The organism is Streptomyces sp. 150FB (assembly GCF_000818195.1).
Classification (GTDB): domain Bacteria; phylum Actinomycetota; class Actinomycetes; order Streptomycetales; family Streptomycetaceae; genus Streptomyces.
This window is the reverse complement of record NZ_JTHL01000001.1, coordinates 523,995-532,834: the sequence shown is the minus strand read 5'-3', so window position 1 is coordinate 532,834 and position 8,840 is coordinate 523,995. Positions and strand designations below refer to the sequence as shown.

The window sequence follows — 8,840 nt, the reverse complement described above, 5'->3', positions numbered from 1 at the left end:
ACGGCGTCCCCGTCTCGATCGGGTAAAGGTCGTTGGGGCGCTTGACTGTGTGGGGATGGTGGTTAGTCTTCTGAAAAGTATATGAAACAGGGGTTGTTGACCGGGCCGCGCGAACACGGGCCCGGATAGCGGCAGTTGGCCGCGCGACCGGCGTACCGGGGCCGGGCGGGCCACGTGGGCGTGACGCCCTATCCTGCTTTTTCGTGCGGATTTTCAGCGTTGGGCAATTCGATCGATGGCGCGCGACGCGGCCGGAACCCGGTCGGTCGCGCGCGGCATCAAGGAGGATGACATGAAGCGCAGAACTGCTTTCGTTGCGGCGGTGACGGGTCTGGTGAGCGCCCTGGCGATCACCGGCTGCTCCACCGGACAGTCCGCGGGGGGAGACGGGAGCAGCATGACATTCATGACGTTCGAGTCGCCCTCGCTCACGGCGACGTTCTGGGACAAGTCCATCGCCCAGGCGCAGAAGTCGGTCCCCGACACCAAGGTCAAGAAGATCGTCTCGCCGGACGCGGACCGCAACGCGTACGCCAAGCAGCTCCAGGCGGCCGGCCAGTTCCCCGACATCCTGTCGTCCATCAACCCGAAGGACTTCACCGACGCCGGGCTGCTGAAGCCGTTCGACCAGAAGTGGCTCGAAGACAACTTCACGGACCCCAACGGCAATGCCATCGCGGGCAAGACGTACATTCCGCCGACCAACTCGCAGATCATTCCGATGGTTTTCTACAACAAGAAGATCTTCGCTGAGAACCATCTCCAGGTCCCCACCACCTGGGACCAGTTCATGAACGTGGTCAAGACCCTCAAGTCGGCCGGCGTCACGCCGCTCGAAATGGCGGGCGGCGACCCGATGTCGTCGGCGATGCCGCTCTCCGGCCTCATCACCGCCGATGTACTGGGCTCGGACCCGCAGTGGGTGCAGAAGCGCTACAAGGGCCAAGTCAAGTTCACCGACCCCGAGATGGTCGCCGCCGTGTCCAAGTTCCGCCAGCTCGTCGATGCCGGCGGCTTCGACAAGGGCGCGCTGAGTGTGAGTTACGCGGACGCCAACACGCAGTTCCTGGCGGGCAAGGCCGGCATGTACCCGATGGGTAGCTGGCTGATCGGCCTGATCACGCCGGAGAAGGCGAAGGACTTCGGCACGTTCCTGCTGCCGAGCAAGACCGGCAACCCCGTCGTCCCGTTCATCACCGGTGGTACGACGTCGGTCAACGCCAAGTCCGCCAATGCCGACGACGCCGCCACGTTCGCCCGCGCGTGGTCGCTCTCCAAGCCCAACCTGAAGTCGCTCATCGAGAGCGACGGCGCCTTCCCGATGCTCAAGAACGTCACGCTCAAGGACTTCGGCGCCAAGGTGACCCCGGTGTACGACCAGGGCTACAAGCTGGTGACCGACAAGAACAACAAGGTCAACGCGTTCGCCCAGGCCAACAACGACGACGCGCTGCCCCCGGGCGTCGTCGACCAGTTCTGCTCGCTCGCGCAGAAGCTGTTCACCAGCTCCGACACCAAGGGGCTGCTGACCGCGTTCGACGCCGACTGGGACAAGGCCGCCAAGTAGGCCTGGCACACCGGCGGTACGGGTGGTGCCGCAGGCCGGATTCCGGGCTCTGACATCGTTGTCGGTCATGGCGGCCATATCGCATGTGTCTTCCACATTGCCCATGTCGCCCATGTCGGACGTCCCACGGCCGCGGCCCGCCCCTCCGCTCCATCGAACGAAGGATCAAGCTGTGCCCAGACGATCTCCACGAGCAGGCCGAAGCCTCGGGCTGGCCCCTGCTGCGTTGATCGCGGTCATCCTCTACGGGATGTTCCTTCTGTACCCGTTGGTGCAGAGTCTCTTCCTCAGCTTCACGGACAAGAGCCCGCTGCGGACCGCCAGCAACTTCGTCGGTCTGTCGAACTACCGGGAACTGTTCGCCGACGACAGGCTGTTGTCGAGCCTGCGGTTCACCATGATCGTGGTGGTGGCTGTCACCGTCATCGCGAACACCGTGGGTCTCCTGCTGGCGATGCTGCTCAACCGCTCCACCGCCAACTACCGGCTGATGCGGACCCTCATCTTCATCCCGCAGGTCCTGTCGGGCATCATCGTCGGGTTCATCTGGAGATCGATCCTCACTCAGAACGGCCTGCTCAACAGCGTGTTGTCCAAGCTCGGACTGATCGATGACCCCGTGCCCTGGCTCGGCGGATCGAATCTGGCGGTGTTCTCCGTCATCGTGGTGGTGAGCTGGATCACGATCGCGTTCGCCACCGTCGTCTACACCGCCTCCCTCCAGTCCGTACCCCAGGAGTTGTACGAGGCGGCGCGGATGGACGGAGCCGGAGCCTTCGGCCGCTTCCGCCATGTGACGTTCCCGATGATCGCGCCGGGCATGACCATCAGCGTCGTCCTGTGCCTGATCAGCACGCTCAAGCTCTACGACGTGATCGCCGTGCTGACCGGCGGCGGCCCCGCCGAGGCGACCCGGTCGACCGCGTACTACCTGATCAGCGTGGCCTTCACCGACAACCGGTTCGGCTACGCGTCCTCCATCGCCATGCTCCTCCTGGTGCTGACGGCCGTGGTCTCGTACGGCATCACCACCCTGCTTCGCCGAAGGGAGACAAACCTGTGAGCGCTCCGGTCGCACGGCTGAACCTCCGGAACAAATCTCATCTCGTCGGCGCCTGGCTGATCACCCTGGCGTTCATCCTGCCCGTGTACGTCGCCCTGGTCAGCGCGTTCAAGAAGCAGGACCAGATCCTCTCCAACCCGGCGGGCCCGCCGATACCGTTCACCTTCGACAACATCGTCAAGGCGCTCCAGCGACCGGACAACCTGGTCGAGGCGGGGCTGCTCAACTCGGTGCTCGTGACGGCGGCGACGCTGGTCATCATCGTCCCCCTCAGCTCCATGCTCGCCTTCTACATCTCGGAGCGCACCCCCCGCGTACGCACCGTCATGCTCGGCGTGTTCTCGCTGGGGCTGATGGTCCCGCCGCAGGTCGTCCTGTTGCCGATCGTGACCCTGCTGCGCGCGGTCGGCCTCGCCAACTCGTACTCCGGCCTGATCCTGTCCAACGTGGGCGGCGGCGACCTGTCGTTCGCCGTCTTCGTCTACGTCGGTTTTCTGCGGACCATCCCGCGCGAGGTCATCGAGGCGGCCCGGGTGGACGGCGCCGGCGATCTGCGGCTCTGGTGGCGGATCGTCTTCCCCGTCGTACGGCCGGCGACCGCGACCGTGTCGATCTTCCTCGGCCTGTGGGTGTGGAACGACTTCCTCAACCCGCAGTTCATCCTGGGGCCGATCCAGGGACAGACCATCACCACCGGCATCTATGTTGCCCTGGGCGCCTATTCGACCGACTACAGCCAGCTATTCGGAATCATGTTCCTTGCGGCGATCATCCCCGTCGTCGGATACCTCGTCAGCCAGCGCGAGTTCATCCACGGACTGATGTCGGGCGCCTCGAAGTGACAGCACCGGCCGGGGGCGGCGCGGCGCGGCGCTGAAGAACGTCCGGGCACCGTGGGAGCGTGATCTCCCCGGTGCCCGCCGGACCGACCGGCCCGAGGGACCCGCTCGCACCCTTCTTACGGGCCCTTCCTACGGGCGGGGGATGACAGCCGTGTCGAGCGTCTGCTCGATGATCTGACGCGCGCAGTCCGACAGCCGCATCCGGTTCGAGCGGGCATAGGTGCGCAGCGCGGCGAAAGCCGCGTCGACGTCGGTCTGCCAGCGCTCGGCGAGAATTCCCTTGGCCTGCTCGATGATGATCCGGCTGGTGAGGGCGCGCTGGAGCTGCGCCTTCTCGATGTACTGCTGGTCCAGGGCGCGCTGCTGGAGCAGGGCGATGGTGGCGACATCGGCCAGTGCCTGCGCGAGCGAGGCGTCCTGCGGAGTAAGCGGCTGCACGCTGGTGTGGAAGAGGTTCAGCGCGCCGACCGCGCGGTCCCGCAGTCGCAGCGGGAACGTGTGGCTCGTACGGAAGCCACTGCTGCGGGCGTTCTCGGCGAACGCCGGCCATGCCTCGGTGGCCTCCGCGTCGGAGAGGTCGATATTGGTGCGCGCGGTGCTGGACTTGTAGCACTCGACGCACGGGCCCTGGTCGTGCTGGAGCGCGAAGAGTTCCAGCAGGTGCGTGGTCTCGTCCGAGGCCGCGATGGTGTGCAGGTTTCCCTTCCCGTTGGCCAGGAGGATGCCGGTGGCGGAGACATCCAGCAGGGTGACGCAATGGGCGCACAACTGCTCGAGGAACTCGATGAGGTCGAAATCGTCGGTCAGGGAGTCCGCGACTTGTACGAAGACCGCTGACACCTGCTGTTCGCGGGACATAGGAGTCATCCCTTCTTTCCGTTGGGCGAGTCGGGGCCACTCGCGACGTCCGGCAGACGCAGACGCCTGGCCACGACCTCGCGTGCGATTTCGTTGATCGGCTGGTTGTGACTGAAGGCGTGCGCGCGGAGCCGCAGCAGGGCGGGCCCCAGGGCCAGACCGAGCTGGACACTGATCATGCCGGTCGCCTGGTGCACGACGGCGCGGTGCATGGAAGCGGCGGGCGCGTCCGTGAAGAAGTCCTGCGGCTCGCCCTCGCCGCCGAGGAACTGGAAGGTGAGAGCTTCGGCCAGCGCCAGGGCGTCGTCCATCTCCTGGTTGCTCATCGGTCCCGGGACGGCACGCACCAGGGTCAGCACCCCCACGATGATCCCGCCGAGACAGAGCGGAAAGCAGAAAACGGCCCGTACCGGCAGCTCCTCCATGGCGGGGAGCAGGGCGGGCCAGCGCTCGGACGGCACGAGACGCATGTCGTGGTGGAGTATCAGCGAGCCGCTGCTCAGGGCGTCCGGACCCGGGCCCTCCCCGAGGGTGAACTGAAGATCCTCGAAGAGCGAGCTGGGCTCACCCGACGACCAGAGCTGTTCGGTGGCCTCGCCCTCGACGACCAGGGAGATCGCGAGATGATCCACCCCCAGGACGGCTGCGCAGCGGTCTGCGAGAGGGCGTCGCGGCTGGGTGTGTACGAGCCGCAGCATCTCCGTCATCGCGTCGCTGATCACTGCCTGCCGCTCTTCGTCCGTGCTCCGCGCCCGCCCGGAGCCCTGCGGAGCGTGCGAGATCGGTACCGGGTCCCCGTCTACCAAGCATAGTCCCCGCAGGCAGGCCCAACACCGAATCCGCGGAGGGCCTGAAAGGCGATATGAACAGCCTTACCTGGTGACGCGCCTGCCGCGGCGCATGCCCGCGCGGGCGCCGAGCAGCACCAGATCGGCGAGAAAAACAACGACACCGATGACAAGCAGATACGACAATCCCGAACCGGCGACGCCTGTGATTCCCAGCCCGACGGCCACCAGGAGCAGGAAGAGAAAGAGACTCATGGCTTCATACTCCTGATCTCGACTCCGGTCCTGCCCCTGACGCCGATCGCGATGCTGATCCCGGTCCGGATCACGGCCTCAGCGCCGGGCCAGTTGGCGTTCGCCGGCCGCACCGGTCTTGTACGCCAGTCCGTAGTGGGAAAACACACGCGGTTCGTCCTCGGCCGGCAATTCACCGTCGAGATCGATCGAAGGCGCGTCCTTGACCAGCTTCTTGTCCCAGAGGACCTTCAAATAGCCGGGGCCGACGGTGGCATCGGTCAACGGGACGAAGATGAGGCGCCGCTTGGTGGGCATGCCCACGGTGACGGTCGCGAAGACCGGCACGTCCGTCGTGGTGTCGACGTACACGGCCTCCAGCGTGCCGATCTTCCGCTTCTCCGTGTCCACCACATCGTGGCCACGCCACTCCCGAATATCATCAGCATCGAACACGCGCGATTCGCCTCTATCCGCCTGTGGTGCACAACGTCGTCCTTCTGTCTCTACCCGCAATTCCGCGTTCGGCACGCCGCCGGAACGGTGGACTGTGAACTACTTGGCCCGCGTCTGCAACTTAAATCTGCTTATGTCTGCCGAACACGCCAGGCGGTTACACTGAATGACAGACGCCCAAGACCTCGGCTTCCCGTTGCACCCCATCCAGGCAGCAGCAGGGGCCCTGTTAACAGGGTGACCAGGCAGCGTTTTATCCGACGCTCTTCCGTGAGCCTCTGTGCAGTACGCATCTGATTTTTCCCATGGCTCACCAGCCACACTGCCGCGCAGTCACAGCAGCCGGCACCAGGCGGTCGTGACCGATCCGAAAGGCGTGGCTGAATTGTCCACTCATACCCTTGGCGAACCCACGGTCGGCGAACCCACCGTGGAAGAGCCACGGCGGGGGGGAGGCAGCGACTTCGCGGCCCTCTCCAGGAAAATCATGGCGGCCGGTCTCATGCGCCGCCGCCCCTGGTACTACACCGTGCGGATCTCGACCATCGGACTGCTGTACGCGGGGGGCTGGGCGGCCTTCGCCGCCCTCGGCGACAGTTGGTGGACGCTCGCCGTCGCCGGATTCCTCGCCGTGATCTTCGGCCAGGTGGCGCTCGTCGCCCACGACGTCGGCCACCGCCAGGTGTTCCGGCTGCGCAAGGCCAGCGCCTGGACGGGCCGCATCGCGGGGAACCTCGGCATCGGCATGGGCTACGGCTGGTGGCAGGACAAGCACTCCCGGCACCACGCCAACCCGAACCACGAGGAACTCGACCCGGACGTCAACCCCGACATCCTCGTCTGGAGCAGCCGCCAGGCGCGCGAGGCCAAGGGCCTCGCCCGGGTGATCGGCGGCTCACAGGCCTTCCTGTTCTTCCCGCTGCTCCTGCTCGAAGGCTTCAACCTGCACGTCTCGGGCGTACGCGCGCTCTCCGACCGCTCGCTGAAGCAGCGCAGGCTCGAAGGCTCGCTGCTCTTCATGCACTTCGCCGTGTACCTGTCGGCGCTGTTCGTGGTCCTTCCCCCCGGCAAGGCGGTGGCGTTCCTCGCCATCCACCAGTGCCTGTTCGGTGTCTACCTGGGCTCGATCTTCGCCCCCAACCACAAGGGCATGCCCACCCTGACCGGCTCCGACCGGCCCGACTTCCTGCGCCGCCAGGTCCTCACCTCCCGCAACGTGCGCGGGAGCTGGTTCACCGACCTCGCACTCGGCGGGCTGAACTACCAGATCGAGCACCACCTCTTCCCGAGCATGCCGACCCCGCACCTGCGCAAGGCCCAGCCGATCGTCAGGGGCTACTGCCAGGAGCTGAACGTCGGTTATCTCGAAACCGGGCTGCTCGGCTCCTACGCGCAGGCGCTCAAGAGCCTCTACGAGGCGGGGGCACCCCTGCGACGGCAGCCGGCCACACAGGTGACCACGCAGTGACCGGCTCGCGCGGCGCGGCCACCTCGAACGCGGTCACCTGAGCGGTCAGCAAAAGTATTGGCGCCCGCCAGGTCTCGACCGCCATCCTGTGTCCATGCTGATCAGGGAAGCGACCACCGAGGACTGGCCGGCCGTCTGGCCGTTCTTCCGCACCATCGTCGCGGCGGGCGAGACGTTCACCTATCCGCTCGATCTCGGTGAGATCCAGGCCCGCGACTTCTGGCTGCCGGCGCCACCGAACCGTGCGGTCGTCGCCCTCGACGACGCGGGTACGGTCCTCGGCACCGCCAAGATGAACAACAACCAGATGGGCAACGGCGCGCACATCGCGAGCGCCAGCTACATGGTCGATCCCGCGCACGCCGGGCGCGGCGTCGGCCGTGCCCTCTGCGAGCACACCGTGGAGTGGGCGCGGACGGCGGGCTTCGCGGGGATGCAGTTCAACGCCGTGGTCGAGAGCAACACGTACGCGGTGAAGCTGTACCGCTCACTCGGCTTCGAGGTGGTGGGTACGGTCCCGGGCGGCTTCCGCCACCCGGGGCTCGGCCCGGTGGGGCTGCACATCATGTACCGCCCGCTCTGACGCCGGACGTGCCGCGGACCGGAACCGGCTAACGGTCCTGGAGTACGGAGAAGACGTTGCCCGCCGGATCCTTGAACCACGCGATGTACGGTCCCGCCGCCCGGAAGATGCCCCGATCGTCCGCGTCCATCCCCGGATAGCGCTCGAAGCTCACCCCGCGCCGCCCCAGCTCGTCCACCGCCGCCTCGATGTCGTCCACCGGGAAGTTGAGCACGGTGAAGGTCGCGGGGACGTGCCCGGGCTTGGGGTAGACGAGCACGTGGGTGGAGTCCGCGAGGTTCAGCCGGAGCAGACCGTGCTCCTCGGACACGTCGAGTCCGAGTGTCTCGGTGTAGAAGCGCCTGGCCTTGTCGGTGTCGTCGACGGCGAATCCGCTGAACGCCTTGCTGTTGCCGAACATGCTGGACTTCTCTCTTTTGTCTGGAAGCTTGCGAAGCTCTGTTCCAGGGGGGACTTCCGGAGAGGCCGGAACTCATCGGCCGGGCCTCCCGGACTACGCTTCCGCGGAACGGGACGAAACACGGGAGGAGCGCTTCCATGGGCGACGCGGGCGCCGAACGGCGGCAGGCGGGGGAGCTGGAGGCAGGTGTCCTCGCGGCCCTCTGGTCGGCCGAAGGGCCGCTCACCCCGGCCCAGGTACAGCGGGCACTCGGGGTCCCGCTGGCCCGCACCACGGTCACCACCATCGTCTCACGGCTGTACGAGAAGGGCATGGTCACCCGGGTGAGGTCCGGCCGGGGCTTCGCCTACACGCCGACCGAGGACGCCCCCGGCCTGACCGCCCGCCGTATGCATGTCGAGCTGGGCAAGGACGACGACCGCGGCGCGGTCCTCGCGCGTTTTGTCTCACAGCTCAGCGACGAGGACGAACGGCTGCTGCGTTCGCTGCTGGACGGCGACGACGCCGGATGAACCCGCTGGTCTGGGTGCCGCTCGTCTGGGTGCCGCTGCTGATGCCGTTCCTCGCGGTCCCCGCCGCCT

Annotated in this window: 11 protein-coding genes; 6 read left to right on the top strand and 5 right to left on the bottom strand. The window is 66.5% G+C overall.

Going from position 1 to position 8,840, the window contains the following annotated elements; translation table 11 throughout:
- The first annotated feature begins 292 nt into the window (after positions 1-292).
- From QR77_RS02175 to QR77_RS02165, 3 genes are all read left to right on the top strand, one after another.
- A complete protein-coding gene (locus QR77_RS02175) occupies positions 293-1,567 on the top strand; it encodes an extracellular solute-binding protein (protein WP_040027128.1) in 1,275 nt (424 codons plus the stop codon).
- Between the two features lie 250 nt (positions 1,568-1,817).
- Positions 1,818-2,630, top strand: a complete 813-nt coding sequence (locus QR77_RS02170; RefSeq protein WP_236710502.1) for a sugar ABC transporter permease — start codon at positions 1,818-1,820, stop codon at positions 2,628-2,630.
- Positions 2,627-3,472: a carbohydrate ABC transporter permease gene (locus QR77_RS02165; RefSeq protein ID WP_236710500.1), complete on the top strand. Its 846-nt coding sequence runs from the start codon at positions 2,627-2,629 to the stop codon at positions 3,470-3,472. The genes QR77_RS02170 and QR77_RS02165 overlap by 4 nt, the downstream gene beginning before the upstream one ends.
- A gap of 129 nt (positions 3,473-3,601) precedes the next feature.
- Here the strand turns inward: QR77_RS02165 and QR77_RS02160 are convergent, their stop codons facing one another.
- The 4 genes from QR77_RS02160 to QR77_RS02150 form a co-directional block, all read right to left on the bottom strand.
- The gene (locus tag QR77_RS02160) at positions 3,602-4,330 is read right to left on the bottom strand and encodes a GAF and ANTAR domain-containing protein (protein WP_347359764.1); all 729 of its coding nucleotides are present in this window, start codon (positions 4,328-4,330) and stop codon (positions 3,602-3,604) included.
- Between the two features lie 5 nt (positions 4,331-4,335).
- A complete protein-coding gene (locus QR77_RS02155; RefSeq protein WP_040019392.1) occupies positions 4,336-5,052 on the bottom strand; it encodes a GAF and ANTAR domain-containing protein in 717 nt (238 codons plus the stop codon).
- 150 nt (positions 5,053-5,202) lie between these two features.
- Complete coding sequence (locus QR77_RS47315) at positions 5,203-5,373, bottom strand: hypothetical protein (RefSeq protein ID WP_173476262.1); 171 nt, start codon at positions 5,371-5,373, stop codon at positions 5,203-5,205.
- Positions 5,374-5,451: 78 nt separating this feature from the next.
- Positions 5,452-5,808: a PRC-barrel domain-containing protein gene (locus QR77_RS02150; protein WP_040019391.1), complete on the bottom strand. Its 357-nt coding sequence runs from the start codon at positions 5,806-5,808 to the stop codon at positions 5,452-5,454.
- Between the two features lie 430 nt (positions 5,809-6,238).
- Between QR77_RS02150 and QR77_RS02145 the strand changes: the two genes are divergently transcribed.
- The gene (locus QR77_RS02145; protein WP_040019390.1) at positions 6,239-7,276 is read left to right on the top strand and encodes an acyl-CoA desaturase; all 1,038 of its coding nucleotides are present in this window, start codon (positions 6,239-6,241) and stop codon (positions 7,274-7,276) included.
- 94 nt (positions 7,277-7,370) lie between these two features.
- A complete protein-coding gene (locus QR77_RS02140) occupies positions 7,371-7,859 on the top strand; it encodes a GNAT family N-acetyltransferase (RefSeq protein ID WP_040019389.1) in 489 nt (162 codons plus the stop codon).
- Positions 7,860-7,887: 28 nt separating this feature from the next.
- Here QR77_RS02140 and QR77_RS02135 read toward each other — a convergent pair whose 3' ends face one another.
- On the bottom strand, positions 7,888-8,259 hold the full coding sequence (locus QR77_RS02135) for a VOC family protein (protein WP_040019388.1): 372 nt from the start codon (positions 8,257-8,259) through the stop codon (positions 7,888-7,890).
- 137 nt (positions 8,260-8,396) lie between these two features.
- Between QR77_RS02135 and QR77_RS02130 the strand changes: the two genes are divergently transcribed.
- Positions 8,397-8,771 (top strand): BlaI/MecI/CopY family transcriptional regulator, encoded by a 375-nt coding sequence (locus tag QR77_RS02130; protein WP_040019387.1) that lies wholly within the window; start codon positions 8,397-8,399, stop codon positions 8,769-8,771.
- Positions 8,772-8,840: the final 69 nt, after the last annotated feature.

Excerpts from the sequence above, each read along its gene's own strand:
- QR77_RS02135 (WP_040019388.1), bottom strand. The coding sequence starts at position 8,259 with ATGTTCGGCAACAGCAAGGCGTTCAGCGGATTCGCCGTCGACGACACC.
- QR77_RS02140 (WP_040019389.1), top strand. The coding sequence starts at position 7,371 with ATGCTGATCAGGGAAGCGACCACCGAGGACTGGCCGGCCGTCTGGCCG.
- QR77_RS02130 (WP_040019387.1), top strand. The coding sequence starts at position 8,397 with ATGGGCGACGCGGGCGCCGAACGGCGGCAGGCGGGGGAGCTGGAGGCA.
- QR77_RS02170 (WP_236710502.1), top strand. The coding sequence starts at position 1,818 with ATGTTCCTTCTGTACCCGTTGGTGCAGAGTCTCTTCCTCAGCTTCACG.
- QR77_RS02175 (WP_040027128.1), top strand. The coding sequence starts at position 293 with ATGAAGCGCAGAACTGCTTTCGTTGCGGCGGTGACGGGTCTGGTGAGC.
- QR77_RS47315 (WP_173476262.1), bottom strand. The coding sequence starts at position 5,373 with ATGAGTCTCTTTCTCTTCCTGCTCCTGGTGGCCGTCGGGCTGGGAATC.
- QR77_RS02160 (WP_347359764.1), bottom strand. The coding sequence starts at position 4,330 with ATGTCCCGCGAACAGCAGGTGTCAGCGGTCTTCGTACAAGTCGCGGAC.